Source organism: Pseudomaricurvus sp. ABR4_320 (genome assembly GCF_056159445.1).
Genome location: NZ_JBSWVF010000005.1, coordinates 131419 through 151437, shown reverse-complemented (window position 1 = coordinate 151437; position 20019 = coordinate 131419). Strand labels below are relative to the sequence as shown.

Annotated in this window: 17 protein-coding genes and 1 CRISPR repeat array; all 17 genes read left to right on the top strand. The window is 50.0% G+C overall.

Features of this window, described 5'->3' with window-relative positions:
• Positions 1-29: 29 nt before the first annotated feature.
• Positions 30-242: a helix-turn-helix transcriptional regulator gene (locus tag ACXAFR_RS12135; RefSeq protein ID WP_475177184.1), complete on the top strand. Its 213-nt coding sequence runs from the start codon at positions 30-32 to the stop codon at positions 240-242.
• Positions 239-2374: a DUF3987 domain-containing protein gene (locus tag ACXAFR_RS12130; RefSeq protein WP_475177181.1), complete on the top strand. Its 2136-nt coding sequence runs from the start codon at positions 239-241 to the stop codon at positions 2372-2374. Before ACXAFR_RS12135 ends, ACXAFR_RS12130 begins: the two co-directional genes overlap by 4 nt.
• Positions 2375-2732: 358 nt before the next feature.
• Positions 2733-3296, top strand: coding sequence for a hypothetical protein (locus ACXAFR_RS12125; RefSeq protein WP_475177179.1), 564 nt, complete (start codon positions 2733-2735; stop codon positions 3294-3296).
• Positions 3293-3505, top strand: coding sequence for a hypothetical protein (locus ACXAFR_RS12120; protein WP_475177178.1), 213 nt, complete (start codon positions 3293-3295; stop codon positions 3503-3505). Before ACXAFR_RS12125 ends, ACXAFR_RS12120 begins: the two co-directional genes overlap by 4 nt.
• A gap of 666 nt (positions 3506-4171) precedes the next feature.
• Complete coding sequence (gene cas6, locus ACXAFR_RS12115) at positions 4172-5095, top strand: CRISPR system precrRNA processing endoribonuclease RAMP protein Cas6 (RefSeq protein ID WP_475177176.1); 924 nt, start codon at positions 4172-4174, stop codon at positions 5093-5095.
• Positions 5096-5097: 2 nt separating this feature from the next.
• Positions 5098-6228 (top strand): CRISPR-associated ring nuclease Csm6, encoded by a 1131-nt coding sequence (gene csm6, locus ACXAFR_RS12110; RefSeq protein WP_475177173.1) that lies wholly within the window; start codon positions 5098-5100, stop codon positions 6226-6228.
• A 136-nt stretch (positions 6229-6364) separates the two neighbouring features.
• Positions 6365-9058 (top strand): type III-A CRISPR-associated protein Cas10/Csm1, encoded by a 2694-nt coding sequence (gene cas10 / locus ACXAFR_RS12105; RefSeq protein WP_475177170.1) that lies wholly within the window; start codon positions 6365-6367, stop codon positions 9056-9058.
• Between the two features lie 14 nt (positions 9059-9072).
• A complete protein-coding gene (gene csm2, locus ACXAFR_RS12100; RefSeq protein ID WP_475177168.1) occupies positions 9073-9519 on the top strand; it encodes a type III-A CRISPR-associated protein Csm2 in 447 nt (148 codons plus the stop codon).
• Between the two features lie 17 nt (positions 9520-9536).
• Entirely contained in the window at positions 9537-10247 is a 711-nt protein-coding gene (gene csm3 / locus ACXAFR_RS12095; protein ID WP_475177165.1) for a type III-A CRISPR-associated RAMP protein Csm3, read from the top strand.
• Between the two features lie 17 nt (positions 10248-10264).
• Positions 10265-11260: a type III-A CRISPR-associated RAMP protein Csm4 gene (gene csm4, locus ACXAFR_RS12090; RefSeq protein WP_475177163.1), complete on the top strand. Its 996-nt coding sequence runs from the start codon at positions 10265-10267 to the stop codon at positions 11258-11260.
• Positions 11257-12975, top strand: coding sequence for an RAMP superfamily CRISPR-associated protein (locus ACXAFR_RS12085; protein WP_475177161.1), 1719 nt, complete (start codon positions 11257-11259; stop codon positions 12973-12975). Before csm4 ends, ACXAFR_RS12085 begins: the two co-directional genes overlap by 4 nt.
• Before the next feature lie 85 nt (positions 12976-13060).
• Positions 13061-15199, top strand: a complete 2139-nt coding sequence (locus ACXAFR_RS12080; protein ID WP_475177158.1) for a CRISPR-associated ring nuclease — start codon at positions 13061-13063, stop codon at positions 15197-15199.
• Positions 15196-16353 carry a Card1-like endonuclease domain-containing protein gene (locus tag ACXAFR_RS12075; protein WP_475177156.1) on the top strand — a complete coding sequence of 386 codons (1158 nt, stop codon included), beginning with the start codon at positions 15196-15198 and terminating at the stop codon, positions 16351-16353. The genes ACXAFR_RS12080 and ACXAFR_RS12075 overlap by 4 nt, the downstream gene beginning before the upstream one ends.
• A 148-nt stretch (positions 16354-16501) precedes the next feature.
• Positions 16502-17458: direct repeats of the CRISPR family, unit length 37 nt; unit sequence GTAAAAACCGAAGACCCGAAACACAGGGGATTAAGAC.
• A gap of 133 nt (positions 17459-17591) precedes the next feature.
• The gene (cas2, locus tag ACXAFR_RS12070) at positions 17592-17876 is read left to right on the top strand and encodes a CRISPR-associated endonuclease Cas2 (RefSeq protein ID WP_475177153.1); all 285 of its coding nucleotides are present in this window, start codon (positions 17592-17594) and stop codon (positions 17874-17876) included.
• Positions 17877-17881: 5 nt separating this feature from the next.
• Positions 17882-18829: a CRISPR-associated endonuclease Cas1 gene (gene cas1, locus ACXAFR_RS12065; protein WP_475177151.1), complete on the top strand. Its 948-nt coding sequence runs from the start codon at positions 17882-17884 to the stop codon at positions 18827-18829.
• Positions 18830-18867: 38 nt separating this feature from the next.
• Entirely contained in the window at positions 18868-19599 is a 732-nt protein-coding gene (locus ACXAFR_RS12060; protein ID WP_475177148.1) for a CRISPR-associated endonuclease Cas1, read from the top strand.
• Positions 19599-19913 (top strand): CRISPR-associated endonuclease Cas2, encoded by a 315-nt coding sequence (gene cas2, locus ACXAFR_RS12055; protein WP_475177146.1) that lies wholly within the window; start codon positions 19599-19601, stop codon positions 19911-19913. Before ACXAFR_RS12060 ends, cas2 (ACXAFR_RS12055) begins: the two co-directional genes overlap by 1 nt.
• The last annotated feature ends 106 nt before the right edge of the window (positions 19914-20019 follow it).

Sequence of the window (20019 nt, the reverse complement as noted above, 5' to 3'; positions counted from 1 at the left end):
TCCATCAACATATCCGGAGATATCCAGACATGGCTAAAAAAGTATTGAGACTTCCCGAAGTTCAGGACCGCACGGGCCTGACGCGTCCCACCATCTATAAAAAGATGAAGGAGGGTGTCTTTCCGAAACCTATCAGGTTATCTGGGCGAGCCGTCGGCTGTCTTGAAGAGGACATAGATGATTGGTTCGACGTTCAGATCGCTAGGAGAGGAGTATCCGATGGCTGGGGGGTGGAACAATGAAAAAAGATGCCGCCCCGAAAAGAACGGCTCAACTCAATTCCAAGATTAATTTAAGCACAAAAAATAACCAGGCTGCCGGAGTGGAGCTGGCTCCTGCTGAATGGGTACAGGACACTGTCACTATGTTGCACGAGATAGGTTATCGAGTCGTGCCCGTCTATCCAGGAAATGCCGCGAAACCATTTAAAAATCATCAGACTTATCTGGACATGCTGGACTATGAAAATGCGAGTGCGGTCGGGATAGTGTTGGAGGATGTAATTCTTGTCGATTATGATGGTTATAAAGAAGGTGTAGTTTCCTTGGCGGAGCTTGAAGCGATTCTTGGAATAGAGTTGGAAGCACCCGTTCAGGAAAATAGGGAGGGCACCTCACTACATTGGCTGTTCAGAACGAATGATAAAACGGAGTTACGTCATTCTCGAGATGGCTGTTGGCCGGGTGTAGACGTAAAGCGGGGGAATCAGCTGATGCACATTAAGCCCCACAAGAATTTACGTGATGATGAGTTGCCACCTTATGACGAGCTGCCTCTCGCACCTCCGATTCTCATTGAAAAGCTGAAAGCTCAGGTCGATTGGCTTGAAGAGCCCAGCGCACCCCCAGAGCCACAGGACTTGGTCAGTAATATCCTCTCCGGCATCGCTCTTCATGATTCTTTACTCCGTCTTGCAGGCAAGTATATTAAGCAGGGGATGCTTCCCGGCGCGGTCGTAAACACATTACGTGAGCTAATGAACAATAGCCAGACCGACAAAACGTCTGCACGTTGGAAGGAGAGGTATGACGATATTCCAAGGACTGTGCAATGTGTCGTTGATAATAACGGCTCCGAATGGGGGGATCCGATACCTCTCAACACCGGTCTTCCGCCTGTCCTACCGTTTGACTTTGATTTGCTACCCCCTGATCTGCGCATTTTCGTTCAGGATATTTCTGAACGCATGCAGTGCCCGCCGGATTTCGTGGCTATTCCGTTGTTGACGATCCTATCTTCGTTGTCAGGTAAAAAAATCGTTGTCCTGCCAAAACGTTGCGATAATTGGCGAGTCCACCCCATTCTATGGGGGATGATTATCGGCAGGCCCGGAGTGATGAAATCCCCGGCGATAGGTGCCGTACTGAAACTGCTCACACGGCTCCAGACTAATGCGAATAAAGAGTATGAGCAGGCTGTTAAAAGCCATAAGGTCGCACAGATGATGTATGAACTCGAACTCAAGGAAGCGGAGAAATCTGTAAAAATGCAGCTAAAAAAGGGCGATAAAAAGGCCGCTGAAGCAGAGTTCAGCAGGTTTATCGAAGCAAAGGACAATTTGATCCCGGTCATGCGGCGCTATATGGTTACCGATGCAACCGTAGAGGCATTGGGGGAAATTTCCATCGAAAATCCTTGCGGTGTGCTTGCCTATCGGGATGAGCTACATGGATTGTTACAGGGTCTGGATGCGAAAGGGCAGGAGGGTTCCAGATCATTTTATTTGCAGGGAAATGATGGCGACAAGCCGTTTACCTTCGATCGAATCGGCCGGGGCAAGTATCTGCACATTCCAGCCGTAGCGTTGAGCGTTCTGGGCGGAATACAGCCTGGCAAGCTGAAATCATATGTGCGAGATGCTGAATCTGGAGGTAAAGGTGATGACGGCTTAATGCAGAGGTTTGGTCTGATGGCATACCCGGATGTTTGCTCGAAGTGGGAAAATGTGGATCGGCACCCCAATGAGATAGCAGAGGAAAAGGTTTATAAGCTGTTCGAAAAAATTGCGGCTATGCCCGAGGAGTTGGACGAACATGGCTGCTTGATCGCAAAGGAGATGCGGTTTGATCCAGCAGCACAAGATAGTTTTGATGAGTGGAGAGCTAAACTTGAGCATTATCTGCGGCAAGGGGATTGGGCGCCCGCTCTCGAATCACATTTTGCAAAATATCGAAAACTGGTGCTCTCTCTCTGCGATATTTGCAGTGGTAAATGGGCACGATCACATTACGATAGAAGATCTCAACCTTGCAACACGGTGGTCCAAATACTTAGAAACCCATGCTCGCCGGGTTTACCAAGCGAGCGCCAATATGGTACAGGACAGTGCACGATTGATTTTACAGAAAATACTGAATGGAAAAATTCAGGATAATTTCAAACCGGCTCAGATCTATCAGAGCGGCTGGTCTGGATTGACGGACAGTAAAATGGTGAAGGAGGCCATCAGGCTGTTGGTAGATCTTGGTTATCTGCGGGAGAAGGAAAATCGAGCTGGAGGAGGAACCAAACCTGCATATACTTACTTGATAAATCCGAAAATCATAATGCAAAACGACGATAAAAGTCCGTAATACGATTGAATGGTTAACCTAATTTCCCTAAAGCCATCGAGCGAGCAAATTAGGGAATTTAGGTGCGCCAGCAAGGCTATTTGGGGTTTTGGATGAATGTAGTATGGCTTGCTTATCAAATCTTTGGACGGTAGCGAATGAGCCTTTGGAGGTGAAGTGATGGAAACAGAAAACAATTGCGTGAGTGATGTTCTGGCGCCACGAAAATCCATCCCCCTTCTGCTCGGAGAAACTCCAGACCAGACCCGCGCAAACGTTGCCCGCACCGCGACGTCGCCTGAGCTGGCGTGTTACCGTGTCATTGACGCGGCGGAATCAAACTCACCGCTCAATGGCGAGCTGGATGTGCCCGCCTTGTTCAAGGAGTTGCAACGGCAAGCGGAGGCTGTCCAGAACGGCGATATGAGGCAGGCGGAGGCCATGCTCGCCAATCAAGCCGTTGCATTGCAATCGGTATTTTCACAGCTGATCGCTCGGGCCTTCAGCGCGGAACAACTATGCGTTATGGAGAGCTATATGAAACTGGCACTACGAGCTCAGTCCCAGAGTCGCGCAACCCTGGAAGCGCTTTCTGCAATCAAAAATCCACCCGTTGTTTTTGCTCAGCAAGCCAATATCGCGCAGGGGCACCAGCAGGTTAATAATACCGTCGACCCGGCGACACGCGCGCGGGAGAAAGAAAAGGCGCCAAACCAACTATCAACCGAAGGGGGTGGGGTATGAGTTACGAGCGCACTCCGGAACACCGGGCGCGGCAGGCAGAGAGGATTCGGCAGTGGAAACCCTGGGAGAGATCGACCGGCCCGCGGACTGATCAGGGTAAGCACCGGTCGGCCGCACGCGGTTTTAAGGGAGGGCATCGGAAACAACTTCGTCAGATCGCACGATTACTCCGGGAACAGCGGCGGCTGCTAAACCAATTGCCAGACTGACTGGTCAATCAGGGCCCGGAGCAGGACCAGAAGCCATACCAGCTTATAAGATTATATTAAGTATTCGCGTCCTTAAGCGTGTCCATGCTGAAACATGTGCCAAGATCTCGAAGAGCAACTTATTAGCTTTATCCATCTGTGGCGACCACAGTTAACTAGTCCGAGCAGCGTCTTGCTCGGATGTTCAACCTCAAATAGTGTAGAATTTCGCATTCGTTGGAACGAAGCGATGATGCCTAGGACATTGTTAGTATCTAAACAAAAATAGTTGCAAACGGGATTCAATTGGACAAGTGGGATTCTGTCAGATCTGTTAGAAATACAACTCATACGCTATTAACATAGCGGGGCAAATCTACCTACTACCTCTGCAAGTTTCAAAATTTATTCATTATTATATTCAGGGCCTCTCGCCCGATGTCATTCAACGATTTTCTTTGGAGGTAGCATTTAATGCGTACCAGAGAGAGTTACAACGCAATAATTCGTTTAATTTTTGATCAGCAGTCGGCTGGAAATACATACTGAAATGAGAAATTGCCCATAATCATCCGAAAACCAAACCATTTGTCCTGAAACCAGCTTTCGTGCAAGCTTGCAGCCATTGATTTTGTAACTGAAATTTAAAAATAATCACAGCTGAACATTTTCAGAGGGAATTGCCAGATGCTTGCCGTATCTCGATATCAATTTGTAGGCCGAACGTTGGATGATATGCCATTGTCCGCCTACTCGGGATCGGCTCTACGTGGTGTTTTCGGTCATGCTCTTAAACAAACCGTATGTATAACGGGCCAGAAAGAGTGTGGAAACTGCCCCCTGAGGCAGCAATGTGCTTACACACAACTCTTTGAAACTGGGTTGTTCACGGGGCAGGCCAGTGACTCTCCGCAGCCAATCCTTATCGATGCATTCAATCTTCAAAGATTTTACAGAGAAGGCTCACTCTTCGCTATCGAGATGACATTGATCGGTAAATCTTCTCTCCACCTGCCCTATATTGTTCAGGCCTGGCGTCGAGCTGGACAGCTGGGCCTCGGGCCAGCCAGAGCGCGTTTTGACGTTGTCGCTGTACGGCAATTTGATGTGGCCACGGGAAAAGTAACGACGTTGATGCATCATCACGCGGGTGAAGATGAATTGCCGAATATCGATCCCGTCAGGAATATCCGAGCCCAAAGTATGGATATCAAAGTATCACTCAATACCCCTTATCGCAGTAAAGCTAATGGCAGTCTGGTGACGCCGAAAACATTTTGTGGCCGCAGGTTTGTAAGGAGTCTAGCGGCGCGGATGTCGTCACTGAGAAAATTGCATGATCCAGAGTCTGTCGGCTGGAATCACAGTCTTGTACTCGAGGCCGCTGATTGTATTGAAACCAGCGATATCAATCTGCGTTGGGTCGAATGGCAACGACGCTCTTCCCGACAGAAAACGGAAATGCAGATGGGCGGTGTCGTCGGGGTCTTTCAGCTAGGGGGGGATTCTCTGGCTGTAATTTATCCACTCCTTGAGCTGGGGCAGTGGGTGCATGCGGGCAAGCACGCGTTGTTTGGATTAGGCCGCTATCGTATTTCAGTCGCGAATTAAGTGTGACGGAATTCAGTAGTCGTACATTACTCTGCGTCGCCGGGCTATCGCCTCAGGTTATTACAGAAACTCTTTATTCTCTGGCAATTGATGAGAACTGGATACCGGATAGGGTACAGATAATAACCACAACTGAGGGCGCGCGCCGTGTGCGTCTCAGTTTGCTGAGTGATAATCCTGGCTGGCTGGAGCGACTCCGGCGGGATTACTCGTTGCCAGAAATTATTTTGGGTCTTGAAGATATTCTGGTACCAAAGACTCGAGATGGCGCGGAGCTCAATGATATTAGAACGCAGGCTGACACCGAGTGCATGGGGGATTTCATACTAGAGCAGGTCAGAAGACTTACGGCTGACAGTTGCCATCAATTGCACGTCTCCATTGCCGGCGGCCGCAAGACCATGGGGTTCTATCTCGGCTATGCGCTCTCGCTGCTAGGACGACCTCAGGACCGGCTATCCCACGTGCTGGTTAGTGAACCCTACGAGTCCTGCTGGGATTTTTTTTACCCGACACCTTATAGTTGTGTAATCCCTGCGAAAGGTTCAAATTTGATTGATACCCGCGATGCTACCGTGACGCTGGCTGAAATTCCTATCGTCCACTTAAGACACGGACTAAATGAAACCCTGCCTGAAGGCAATACCAGCTTTTCAGAGGCGGTTAGTAATGCCCGGCGGGCTTTTGCACCGCCCCGACTTGTCATTGACCGGCAGTCCCAGAAAGTAGAGGCAGCGGGGCATACCTTCAAATTGAAACCTGCAAGCCTGGCCATGTTGTGTGTTTTTGCTCGGCGAACCCTTGAGTTTCTCGGGCCGGTAACGGCGCCTGTCAAAGGTGTTCCGGACGAGCAATGGGCTGAGTGGTTTTTGACGGAATATGTACAGATCCGCGGCCCGTTGGCCAACACGGATGCAACCTGCCAGTCCCTACGACGCGGTATGGATGGGGAATACTTTTCGACGTGTAAAAGCCGTTTACACCGAGAAATCACGCTTAGCTTGGGCGCTGCCGCTGCACCTTACCTTATTTCCGATGGAAACGAGCGTCCTCGACGATACCGACTTACGCTGGGCCCGGCATCAATCGAATTTAATCTATTAGAGAATGGCGCAAGCTTGCAGGAGCAGTAATGTTTTGCCAGGCAATATATATTTTCGTCCATGGATTGAGAGTTGATAGCGACTTTTTGCCAAGGATGGTTTCTAGATTGAAACGTGAAAGTAAACTACCAGTTAATAAGTGGTTTGATCAGGAGAGCTAAAACATATGGCTACTGAAGCACTTCTGGAAGCTTCCTGCCGGGTAGCGTTAGCCGCCTATCTGCACGATCTGGGTAAGTTCGCCGAGCGCGCCAATATTGCTGTTGACAAAGAGCGTTTGCAGACACATCTACAATTATACGCGAAGCGTCAGGAAGCCGGGGGGCGTTCTTGGTATAGTCATCGCCACGCTGCCTATACAGCGTTGGCCTGGGAGCTGATTGAGCGACAATTTCCGGAACTATTGGATGGAGATGTTTTTCCATTTAAAGACTGGACGAGTCGCGATATCGATGATTCCGTCGTCAATGCCGCGGCGATGCATCACAAACCGGAGAGTTTTCTACAGTGGGTTGTCGCTACGGCAGATCGGGTTGCCTCTGGCTTCGAACGCGAGGAATTTGAAAAATACAATAATCCGGAAGAATCAAAGAGTGAAACCACTCGAGCTGGTAAAAACCACATTACCGCACGCCAATTTACGTTATTTGAACAGATCCGCCTGGAAACCACTAACGAACACCGGCGGGAGAAGCTGAACTGGCGATATCCGCTTGCTCCTTTGTCGCCGGTCTCCATCTTTCCCGTCGCGGCTTCGGTCTGCGAGAGTGACGATAAGCATAAGGCCAGTGCGGAGTATTTGCGCTTGTGGGAGGTGTTCCAGAAGTCCTTGGCGCAGATCCCGGACGCGCATCGTCGGAACTGGTCGTTATGGCTGGATCATTTTGACTCTGCCTGGGCGAGTTTCACGCATGCTATTCCGGCAGCCACTGCGTTTAATATCCGCCCGGAAGTTTCTTTGTACGATCACAGTAAAACCACAGCCGCTCTGGCCACGGCCATCTGGCGCTATCATCACGATCTTAATCATGATCTGGCGTCGGTCAGAGCGCAATTGAGTCAATTTCACAGGCCCGATTGGGACGAGCAGAAATTGTTGCTGGTTCAGGGCGATCTGTTTGGTATTCAGAATTTTCTGTTTGCTGCCGGCGGTGAGAGCCAGAAGAAAGCCGCCAAGTTACTGCGAGGCCGCTCTTTTTACGTGTCTCTGCTGACCGAATGTGCGGGGCTTAGAATCCTCGAGGCGCTTAGCTTACCGCCCACTAGTCAGATCTGGAATGCCGCCGGCAAATTTTTGATCGTGGCGCCGAATACACCGGAAGTTATCGCTGCGCTGCAGGATCTTCGCACCGTATTTGATCAGTGGTTCCTGCAACATACTTATGGGCAGGCAGGTCTCGGCATCGCCTGGATACCCGCCGCCTGTAATGACTTTCTTCGCGGGCGTGACGACGAGCAAAGCCCTTTTGCGGGGCTGACCAAAAAGCTGTTTGAGTCGCTGCATTTCGCCAAGTCCAGACGGTTTGATCTCTGTGGAGACGATGCGCCTCCGGCGATATTCGATGACTTTCTGGACTCATTCGAATGGGATCGAGGCGTCTGCTCCATCGATGGGGTCTCTCCCGCAAAACGGGCTATGGAGGGCGCCCAGGTCAGTGATCTGGCTGCAGATCAGATCGCCATTGGATCCTATTTGGCATCCCGCCAGCGGCTGCTGATCAGCTCCGAAACGCTCAAACATAATAGCTTGCGGATACCCCTGTTTGACTACTACATCCAATTCACCGGCAATGAGGAGGCCAGTGGTCAGTTCAGCACTGTCGCTCGCGACGGCACGCTACGCAGAGCCTGGGATTATTCCATTCCTCTATTGGCAGATGAGGCAGTATTTGCCGGTTATGCGCGCCGTTTTATCAACGGCTATGTTCCGAAAGTTGGCATTCTGAACGAATGGGAAGCCTCTCGCTATGACCAGCTTACACCTGACGCTATTAGTACGGACCCAAAAGGGTTTAAGACGTTGGAGATGATTGCCTGTGATGATCGCAAGCCTGTAACAGAGCATTCAGAGAGTTTTCAAGGGGTGGAAGCCCTTGTCACTCTAAAAGGGGATGTAGATAACCTGGGCCGAATTTTTCAAAGTGGGATGGAGAGCCCGAGTTTTGCCAAGCTCGCTGCGCTCTCCCGCCAGATGAACGCATTTTTTTCAATCTGGTTACCTTCTTATTGTCAAAAAAACTACCCCAGCACTTATACCGTTTTTGCCGGAGGGGATGACTTTTTCCTCATCGGACCCTGGCACAGTACTTTAAAGCTTGCCGGTGAGCTGCGCCTAAAATTCGGTCACTATGTGGCGGGCAATCCGGAGATTCATTTATCCGCGGGGCTCTCGATGACACGCCCGGGCTTTCCGATTCGCCAATTGGGAGAGTATGCAGAGCGAAGTCTGGACGCTGCCAAAAGTCGGCAACTTCAGGGGGAAATTGTTAAGGATGGCGTCAACTGTTTTGGTTTCACTCTGGGATGGTCGGAATTTGAAGAACTTTTGCAGCTGGCTGCCGAAATGATGGCCGTAAAAGAAGATCTGAATCTCAGTACCAGCTATCTATACGGACTTCAGCACCTGGCCGATATGTCGGAGGATTTGAAAAACAACCATTGGCAGGTAGAGAGTGCGCTTTGGAATTCCCGTTTTGCCTACAGAACCCGCCGTATGCTGGAGAAAAACAGGGATATACCGGCTGAGCGCTATGCGCATTACCAGATGCAGCTGGGCAGTTTACTCGGTGATGCAATTCGACGTCATGGAGGATCATTCCGGGTCGCACTGTATACGCTTCTTTATCAATACAGAAACTAGAGAGAATTAAAAACATGAATAGAGAAAATTCGTCCCGAGATGGTGGGAGAAAAGGTGATCGCGAGGAGCTGGATGTCAGACCCATCGTTTTAGCAGCAGCTCCCGGAGAACCCCTCAACCCGGATTTGTTCGATACCATAGCGGAGCAGGTGGCGAAGGTCATCGGCGCAAATACTAATGGCAATAAACCCAGTCAGGTCCGGCAGTTTTACAATGAAGTCGTAATGTGGGATGAAAAGATCCGCCAGTCCCCGGAATCATTCGCGGAGTGCTTGCCATTCATACGCATGATCAAGGCAAAAGCCGCCTATGCGCAGGGACGAAAAAACGTTGACGATAACTTTGTCCTTTTTATTTCGCGATGTCTGGATCAAGTGACTGACGGTAAAAGCTTGCATAATTTTAAACTTTTTTTTGAAGCCTTTATTGGCTTTTACAAGCTGCACAATCCAAAAGGCTAACAGGGTTAGGATCAGCTATGAAACTCAATCATATACATCAAGTCACCGGAAAAATTGAACTGGTATCCGGACTTCATATCGGAGCGGGTAACACGGAGATGCATATTGGTGGTACAGATAATCCCGTGATCAAGAATCCTGTCACGCAACAGCCCTACGTACCGGGTTCCAGTTTAAAGGGAAAAATGCGCAGTCTGATGGAGTGGCGGGCTGGGGTGGTCGGCGTTACGAAAGGTGCGCCGGTGAGCTTCAAGCACCTTACTGAACTTGAACAGGAAAGTCTTTCCCAGGCTGAAACTATCCTAAAGCTTTTCGGGGGGGCACCGGAAGGGGCTGGGCTTGACCAAAATTTGGTTTCCCGCATCGGTCCGTCGCGACTCTCCTTCTGGGACTGCGAGCTTGACACTGCCTGGGTCGAATCAATGAAAAGTCGGAATGAGCTTCTTACGGAAATCAAAATGGAGAACTCGATCGATCGAATCAAAGGCGTCGCAGAAAATCCCCGGAATACGGAGCGTGTGCCTGCAGGCGCGATCTTCGATTTTCGGCTGTCGATCCGTGTTCACGATGAAGAGGATTTAATTGAAGATGTCCTGATAGGGCTTCGCCTACTCGAATTGAGCGGCATCGGTGGCTCCGGGTCCAGAGGTTATGGCAAGCTGAAGTTCGAGGGGCTGGAGTACGCCGGAGAGTCGCTAATGGAACGGCTTTCTGAGCTGACAGTTTGATTTTGAATGAGATGGCTATGAACTCCTATTGTCTGACGATCCGGCCGGAATCAGCCTTCGGAACAAGCCTCAAAGGCGACACCTTCTTTGGTCAACTATGTTGGGCGCTGGCTAATCGCGAGGGTGTGGATGCTTTGTCACATTGCCTGGAGGGCTACACCGAGGGCTCCCCGTTTCTGATATGTTCAGATGCTTTCCCCTTGGGGTTTGTCCCTCGCCCGTCACTACCGATTCATTGTTTTAATCAAGAGGCAGAATCAGATCCCAAACAGTTAAAAAAGAGGCGGTGGATGCCTATCGCGGAAATAGAACAATGCTTTGGAGATTGGTTAACGTATTGCCGCGCGGATCAGGAGGTTATTACAGAAAAGGATCCATCTGGCAACTCCCTGGTAATTTCCCATCTGCAACCGCACAACAGCATCGACCGTTTATTCAATACCACACAAGGAAGTGATTTTGCACCCTTTTCCCTCCCACAATACTGGTATCCCGTTGGACAACCACTGGAGCTCTGGATACTTATCGCTACTGAGCGTTTATCTGCAGATCTTTTACAACAACTGATCACTGATATTGGGCAAATTGGGTTCGGTAGAGACGCGAGTATCGGTCTCGGTAAGTTTGCGGTCGTTGCATTGGAAAATAAAGAGCTACCGAGTCAGGCAGGTGCAAACGCCAAAATGACGCTAGCACCCAGTGCTCCTCAGGGGATGGGATATTGCGCAGCCAGTAGCTTCTACGAACCTTTCACACGTTTTGGTCGTCATGGGGATCGCGCCGTTTTCACCGGCAAGCCTTTTAAAAACCCATTACTGCTTGCCGACACGGGTGCAGTGTTCTACGGGGATTTCCCGAAAGCGCAGTATTTTGTTGGGCAAGGGCTTGGCGGCCGAGGCCGTTTATCAAAGGCATTACCAGAAACCGTTCATCAGGGTTATGCGCCGGGGGTTGGCATTCAGCTCCCCGAAAAGCTTGTTAATTTCGGGCAGTCACAAGGGGATGAAAAATGACAACCGCACTTTGGAAGCTGGCTATTACACCCCTGTCACCGGTTCATATGGGTACTGCTGCCGACTATGACCCAACCAACTATGTGATAGAGGATGAAACTCTTTATCATTTTAACTCGATGGTTGCAATGAGGGCTTTGCCCGAAATAGAACGCGCTAAGTTGTTGAAGCTTCTTGATGGACGCGCCGATGAGCGGATGTTGCGGCTGATACAGCAGTTCTTCTATGACAATCGATCCCGGTTTAAAGATGGTGCGGAACATCTTATTTATGTCAGAGACTCGGTAGAAAAATACTATCAAAGCCGTGTTGGGCAGGTCAGTCAGCGCGAAGCGGGTGGTCGTTATGTCCAGAATAAACTGCAGATTGAGCGGTGTGCGTGGAACCCTCCATCGCAACGCCCGATTTTACCCGGTAGCGGATTGAAAGGAGCTATTCGAACAGCCTTGCTGGATAGACTCAACAATGGTGAATCTCTGGATTCGGACCTTAAGCGCGATCGAAGGGCAAATCAAAAGCTGCAGGAACGCTTGCTGCAAGGTAGCTTCGCAACGGATCCTTTGCGACTGGTTAAGTTGAGTGATGCCAATACTCGGGACGGGATACCGGCCTCGACGGCTATCTACTTTGCTCTGAATCGCACTAAAAAGTCTGACAGAAAAGAAGGCGAGCGGCTCAGAGACGCTAAGGCGGAGCAGAAAGGAATTCCGCAAATGCTGGAATGCGTACCTGGGTTTTTGCCCCGCGCCTTCGCCGGCCAGCTTGAGTTAGAAAATATCAATTGCGGAAATCCTGAAAAATATCCCGCTATGCAATTTAACTTAGCGGAAATTGCTTCCGCCTGTAACCAGTTTTACGGGCAGCGACTGCAGCAGGAGATGAAGCAGTTGCAGAGTCTGGGTTATATGGATCCCGACTGGGGCCAGCAGGTTAATCAATTGCTCAGTCTGCCGTGGGTTAGGGCAAAGCTGGCAGACAACCGTCTGTTTTTGCTTCGGGTGGGTCGCCATAGTGGAGCCGAATCCGTCACCTTGAATGGCTTACGTTGCATAAAGATAAAGACAGGACGACATACGCATGAGTATAAAGATTATGCGACAACATTTTGGCTGGCCGGGTCTGAGCTGACCTCTCAACGTGACTTGCTACCCTTTGGCTGGTTGCTCGTTGAAGTATTTAAGAAGGATGAGTCACTGGAGGACTGGCCGCTGGCGTTGAAGAATGATGAGATTTTGCAGTGGCGTCAGACGCGAGAACAGGCTCAGGCTGAGCGCCTTGCAGAGATCAATGCACGAAAAGAAGCGCAAATGCGGGAAGAGGCTGCAGAACGGCAGCACGAAGCTGAAGAAAAAGCCGCTGCGCAGGCGCGAGCTGACGCCGCAGCGGAGCGCAAAGCCAGAGAGCAGGCGGCATTCGATGCGCTGTCCGAGTCTGGCAAACACCTGTTCCGGCTGGATTCCGAGCTTGCTGCACTGGGGAATCTGGTAGCCCCGGTACCTAAAGATCGGTATGCACTGCTGGTCGGTTTATTAAACTCCTACGCCGACGTCGCAGCTTCATGGGAAGCGACTGATCCCAGTCGCGCGAAACTTGCTGAGTTGATGCAACAGGTGTACGAGTCGGTCGGTTGGTACCCGGCCGGCACGGATAAGAAAAAACGTGCGAAACAGGAGAACAAAAAACGAGAAATCATTGAACGCGTTCGCAAGGGATAGCTGTTGGCGCTTGCCATACTAAATGCTTCCAAAGCACCCCCGCTTCGACGTGAAGATTCGAAGGGGCAACTGATGGGTTTTGCAAATGAATATATTGCTCTCAACTCTGGGCGTGAGCTGGGCGGTTGTCCCGGAAGCCTATGGATTTCTCGAATCTGAACTGTCTCTCTACAAAAATCACCCCCAGATACGTGAATTAAAACAAACGCGTGCGCAACATGGACTATTGGCTCCGGATGAAATCTGGGTGTGTACTACAGAAGGTCGTAAGACGCACAACAGCATACGAGCGCTCACTCGCTGGTGGGAAATTGCCGGCAAACCCATACCCTTGCGAATCTGGACAGCAGCCGGTACCGACCAGCTGGCCAGCCAGGCAGAGTGCGAGCTGTTTCGGGAGCTGATCTTCAGGCTGGCACTACTTGGCTGGGCGCGCTGTGCTGGCGGCCAACTGAATTTCAGCCTAGCCGGTGGCCGAAAAACGATGAGTGCTGATCTGCAACGGGCTGCCAGCCTGTTTGGCGCCTATCGGCTATTACATATTGTCGATGCAGGCGAACTACCGGAGCCGTTGCGCTACCCCGAACCAAGCTTACTGGCAGCGCCGATTCCCACGCATATGTTGTGTAGCGCGGAGGGCACTCCACAGTTGATTCCACTGGTCGTCGGTTCAGGGCATCGGGCAGAGTTGCTGGATATTGACACTCGTGACTTTCCTCCGGTGCGAACGGGTGCTTACCCGATCCCATTACCGGAAAGCGGCGATATTTGTAGTTGGGCTCCGGTCGCTGGTGGCTCGCGTCTGTTCAGTGAAGTGGATCGCCGTGAGAGCGAAGGAGCGTCTTTACTCGGAAACTATCTGGCAACCATCATTGACCGGGAGCACCATGAAAACTGGCGGCAACTCTACCGGCTACCCAGTGAACTGATCAATCGGCTTAGGTCGACCCGGTTCTCGAGTGAACACCGGCAATGGCTCGCAAGTCTACCGCAAGCGGATCTGCACCGGCATCTGGGTGGGTGTCTGGATCTTCCATCTCAACGCAGGGTCGCAGCTTACGTCTGGGATGAAACGCCACTTCAGGAGCGGGGGAAATTGCTGGACCGCGTGCAGCCACTGCTCAGCAACGATTCCCGCTGGGAGTGGGCTTGGCCGGATCTTCTCAAGAGTATGGGCGAGCAATCGCCAATGCTTCGCAGCCTGTGTGTGGCTGCACTTTTTAGTGAAATCGACGATGAGAGATTGATCGAGCAGCTGTGGGGAGCAACGGAGCCGCGCCTGGGGCTTGCTCGTGAAAACCCAAGGGGATTTGCCGCTTACGAACGGCCTGGTGAACTGACTGGATCGGCTATTCTTCAACACCCTGCAGCGGTTGGCCCCTACGCGGAGGCTGTTTTGCAGCAAGCTCTGGAGGAGAATCTCGCCTACGTCGAACTTCGAGGTAGTCCACAGAAATATCTGGGCGGCGATGGTGCGGCTTTTATCAAGGCTTTCTCCGCAGAGATCCGCAAAGCAAGATTTCGGCGTCATCTAAATGACGACGATTCCCCCGTACTTAGATTTATCATTATTGTAGATCGACGCGGCAGTGAGACTCAGGTTCGCCAGGCCGTCGACCTTGCAGTATCCGCGCAGAGGGAGGGATTTGTAGTAGGACTGGATCTCGCCGGAGAAGAGCGCCAGGACCCGGAGCGGATGGCAGAGTGGTTTTTGCCGGCCTTCCGCGCGTGCTTACCCATCACTATTCACGCGGGCGAAGGACAGTCAGCGGACAGGATCTGGCACGCTGCCTATCATCTGCACGCGGACCGAATTGGCCATGGTTTAACTCTCCATGAACAACCGCAGCTATTGCGACGTTTTCGCGACCGGGGCATTTGCCTGGAGCTCTGCCCGACCTCCAATCGAGAGGTCGTGGGATTCCGGGACCCACGTTATCCAGCGAGCCAGAACTATCCCGCTTACCCCTTGCGCGACTTATGGGATCAGGGGGTGTCGCTCTGTATCAATACCGACAACCCCGGTATCAGCCGTACCTCCCTCTGCGATGAGTTTTTAGCAGCAAATCTGATGATAGACAAACCATTCAGTCTGTGGGAGGTGTTATCTCTCAATAAGCAGGCATTTGCCAGCGCCTTTATAAGTAGCGAAGACCGTGAAAAATTGTTAAAACGAGTGGATCGCGCCATTTATAAAAAACTACTGGAAAGTTTCCCTTCATGAATACACCTGCCAGATATGATATTCACTGCATGCTGGTGTCTGCCCAACCCACCCCCAATCTTACCCCTGCGCTGGATCCGGCATGTCGCCCGAAACAGATCGTTTTACTGGTTAGCCCGGATATGCACCAGCGCGCAAATTGGTTGATGGAAATTTACCGCCCTCGCGGAATCTCTGTCATGGTCTGGACAATAGACAATGCCTGGGATTTTTCCCACATCCAGGAGCGGATTCTTGAATTGTTCGAAGCTGAAAATATTAGCGATTTAACGCCGGGTATTGCACTCAATGCAACAGGCGGCACCAAACCCATGAGTATTGCCTGTTACGAAGTCTTCCGGTTGTATAATCAACCCATCTATTACGTACACCCGGAATTGGATCAATTGGTCTGGCTATCGCCTACCGGTGAGCCTCCCTATGAAATTTCAGAAACCCTTCGTATTGTCGATATGATACATGCTCATGGTGCCAGAGTACTTGGAAAGTGCCGGGAACAGGTGGCCCCAGCCCGGCGTGAGTTTTCCCAGCTGTTAATTGATCGTATAGATTTTTTTGCGCCGGCACTAAGCGTACTGAGTTGGTATGCCAGCAGCGCTGAGGCGGCTCTGATTTCAAAGCCGCTGGATAGCGCTCACCTCGGGTACGGTGCCTTTCCCGAACTGGTTGATCATTTAACGGCGATTGGCATGGTTACTGCCGTAGGAAAAGCGCTGCACTTTACTGATGAAGAATCTCGATTTTTTTCTTGTGGAGGATGGCTTGAGCAATATGTATTTGCCTGCGTTAACAGCTTAAAGTCCGAATTATCAATTATCCAGGATACCGCGCAGGGGCTGGAAATCGAATGGGCAGGTAAAGGCTCCCGCAATGAACTGGACGTGGTGATATTAGCAAATAACCGGCTGCGGCTTATCGAATGCAAGTCACGAAATTTCAGCAAGCTTTCAGATTTACACGTTGCAGATGCTCTTTACAAACTCGATAGCCTGGTGGACGCCGTGGGGGGATTACAGGCTAAACCCATGTTGATCAGTTATCAGGAACTGAATTCAGCCAGTAGACGCAGGGCTCAGGATCTCAATATTGACATACTCCAGTTTCGCGAACTTCAGGGGCTTCGTCCCAGATTGCAGCAATGGCTATTGAGTTAGAGCGGTTAGGTGAGTTTGATATAGTCTCGATTAAACCTATGTACAACGAGTTCTAGAGATGTTGCAAAGAGTAAACTTTTTGGAAAGCCTAGATCTTGCCAAAGGCCTCTATAGTTCTATGAAAATCAAGGGGAAATTGACCACAGCAGTAAAAACCGAAGACCCGAAACACAGGGGATTAAGACTCGTTTTCACCATCTATACCGTGCAAGCCCTTAGTAAAAACCGAAGACCCGAAACACAGGGGATTAAGACGTCGCTCTTCGTCGTTTTACCGTCTCCATTGGCCGTAAAAACCGAAGACCCGAAACACAGGGGATTAAGACTGCAGAGTAGATGGGCCTTTATTGCAATCTGCTTGGTAAAAACCGAAGACCCGAAACACAGGGGATTAAGACACGGCTTTTCTTCCGCTTTTCCAGTCGTGAAAATGTAAAAACCGAAGACCCGAAACACAGGGGATTAAGACCTTGTAAATAGTGTTCATTTACCACCGGTTTGTTGGTAAAAACCGAAGACCCGAAACACAGGGGATTAAGACATTTTTAAAACGATCAAGTATTTCACGATCAGCGTAAAAACCGAAGACCCGAAACACAGGGGATTAAGACTAAAAACGTTGAAACAAATGAGAAACCATTGCTGGTAAAAACCGAAGACCCGAAACACAGGGGATTAAGACTTCAGTCGGAGTGCTCGTATCTTGATCACCGTCTGCGTAAAAACCGAAGACCCGAAACACAGGGGATTAAGACGGTGAACAAAGAAGCCACTATCAGGTCTGGATGCGTAAAAACCGAAGACCCGAAACACAGGGGATTAAGACTTCTTGCTCAGGATGATTAAAGAAGCAGTGGCGGGTAAAAACCGAAGACCCGAAACACAGGGGATTAAGACCAATCATCGCTTGACCGTTATGATCCGTTGTGCGAAGTAAAAACCGAAGACCCGAAACACAGGGGATTAAGACTCTTTCAATGTCGTATTGAGGACTTTCGCGAGGTAAAAACCGAAGACCCGAAACACAGGGGATTAAGAAATGCCGGTGAATTTGATTGCGATGATGTCGTAAAAACCGAAGACCCGAAACACAGGGGATAATGTTTAGCGTAATCAATTGAGTCGGTATGCTCATTCGAATAATCGACGTTTGAAAAGTTTTATAAGCTTGCAGATGTATTTCTATTGCAAGCTTGCCGCAACGGCTTTTAGAACGAAACCCGCCTACAGTTCTGTTCATGAAAAGTCGCACTTTATATCTCGCTGCCTACGACATTCGACATCCGCGTCGATTGCGACAGGCACATGTCATATTGCGCGACTATGCGCTCGGCTATCAGAAGTCAGTATTCGAATGCCCTTTAACTGCAAATGAGCTCGATGAAATATTGACTCGACTGCGGCAGGTCATTGACCCTGACGAGGACAAATTTGCGTTAATTCGACTCGATGCTCGGTGTAGCAGCTATGCGCTGGGCAGGGGAGTTTCATTGTCGGCCGATGATCTGTTTTACATTGGTTAGGAGGAATGATGGACAAAACACTTTATCTGGATCGACGGGGCCTTGCTCTCGAGTTGAAAAATAAGGCGCTGGCGCTGTATCTGGATGGACAATATCAGCGCACGATACCGCTCGGGATGATCAGTCAGATTATCTGCAACAGTAGTGTCAATATCAAAACTGGCTTGTTGGCAAGGTTGTCGGAGAGCGGAATTGCGGTCAGTATTGCCGGAGGCCGCCATTCTCGTCATTCGGTTTTCATCGGATCAGTGGGCGGTGGCGATGTTATTCGCAGAGTCGGGCAGTTTCGTTGCTTCAATGATGTTTCTTATAGACAGCGTTGGGTCAACAGGTTGCTTGCCCATAAGCTTGTTCGGCAAAAACGCTTCTTAAAACAAGCAGTCTTACGCCGGCCGGATAGGCGTCAATCTTTGACTTCAGGAATACAGCAGCTGGAAACGATGGAAAGTCGGTTGACAGCTGGAGAAGAATTTATCCTGGAATCTCTGCGAGGGATAGAGGGTGCGGCAGCCAGGAGTTATTTCCGCGCTTTTGCGCAGATTATCCCGAAAGAATACGGTTTCCGCGGCCGTAACCGGCGACCACCCAGGGATCCTGTAAATGCTCTGCTATCGCTGGGCTATACGCTTCTGAATGGAGAGCTGGTAAAGAGCATCAACTCTATCGGCCTCGATCCGTGGTTGGGAATGTACCACGAACCGATGCACGGCAGGCCATCTCTGGCTTGCGATCTGGCTGAGCTGTATCGCACTCATATTGATCATTTGGTTTGGCGACTGTTGGCGGATAAAACGCTTCGAAAGCACCATTTTAATATTGACGGGGAAGCTTGCCTGCTTAGTAAGGAAGGCAGAGCGATTTTTTATCCGGAGTACGAAGCACACGCTCATCGAATGCGTAAAAGTGCACGCAAGGTAGTTGCTGTAATCGCAAAACATTGGCAAACATTCTGACGATGAGGGAGCCCTTGTACTTGTATGCAAGTAAACCATTGGAAATTGCAGTCAAATGGCCTGCCCTTACGGTTTCCGGGATTGATAAAACTGAGAGGGTTTTCCCTCTGCGAAGAATTGAACGTATTCAGGTCAGTGGACCGGTGACTTGGGGAGGAGAAGCTCTAAAGGCCTGCGCGGAAGAGGGTATTACGATTCATTTTGTGAAGCGCGACGGCAGACCGCTGTACAGAATGGTGGGCTGTATGGCGAAACAGACAGATCTGGCGCTACTGCTTTGTAGGCTAATTCAGAGGCCTGATTGGAAAACTGAATATGATCAGTGGTGCTATGCTCTGAATTTTCAAAACCGCCGAGACGCAGCTCGACGTTTAGGTTTAAGGTATTCGGATTTAGAAGCATTGTACAAGTTGCCCGGCGCCAGCGCTGATTTATTATCAAAGGATTTTAATACTAAACACCTCGAGTCCTCCTTACGGTGGCTAAAAAGTGAACTCTACGGGTACATGACGCAGAAATTACATGAGCGTGGAGTCTGGGAAAATAGCCCGTTACTTTTGATCGAGCCTATCGATCTGGCTGCAGATCTATCCAATACATTGTTTTGTTTACTTTTAATTGTTCGTGATAAATGGTTGCGAAGACACCGAAAGACTTCTCTGCAACACCGTGACGTGGTCACTTGGTTTGCCCGAGAAAAGGAGTTTATAGAGTTTCAGACTCAGCGATTACTGATGCGATTTGAACTCTGGATCTGTGAGCTTGATTGATGAGTAAAACAGACTTGCGCCTGCATATAATCAGCTATGATATTGCTGATCGAAAACGCCTGCAAAAGGTTCATCGCTACCTGAAGGCTCGGGCGATGCCAGTCCAGAATTCTGTATTTCTTGCGTATTGCGCAGTCATAGATATCCAAACCATACTGCAGGAAATTGCCAATTTAATTAATCCGGTCGCAGATGATGTTCGCTTTTACACCTTACCACGAAAGGCAGAAGTCTATACTCTTGGTTCGCAGGGCAATACGTTTGGGGTACATATACTGGGCACATCGAATGAAAACGCGATTCTTGCATTGTAAACTATTGAGGCGATGCAAATTCCGCCAAGGGGGTTGGTATCTGTCTGTAAATATTAAAAATATTTATTGGAGCAGTTGAATAGGCAGACCCGATCTATAGGGGACT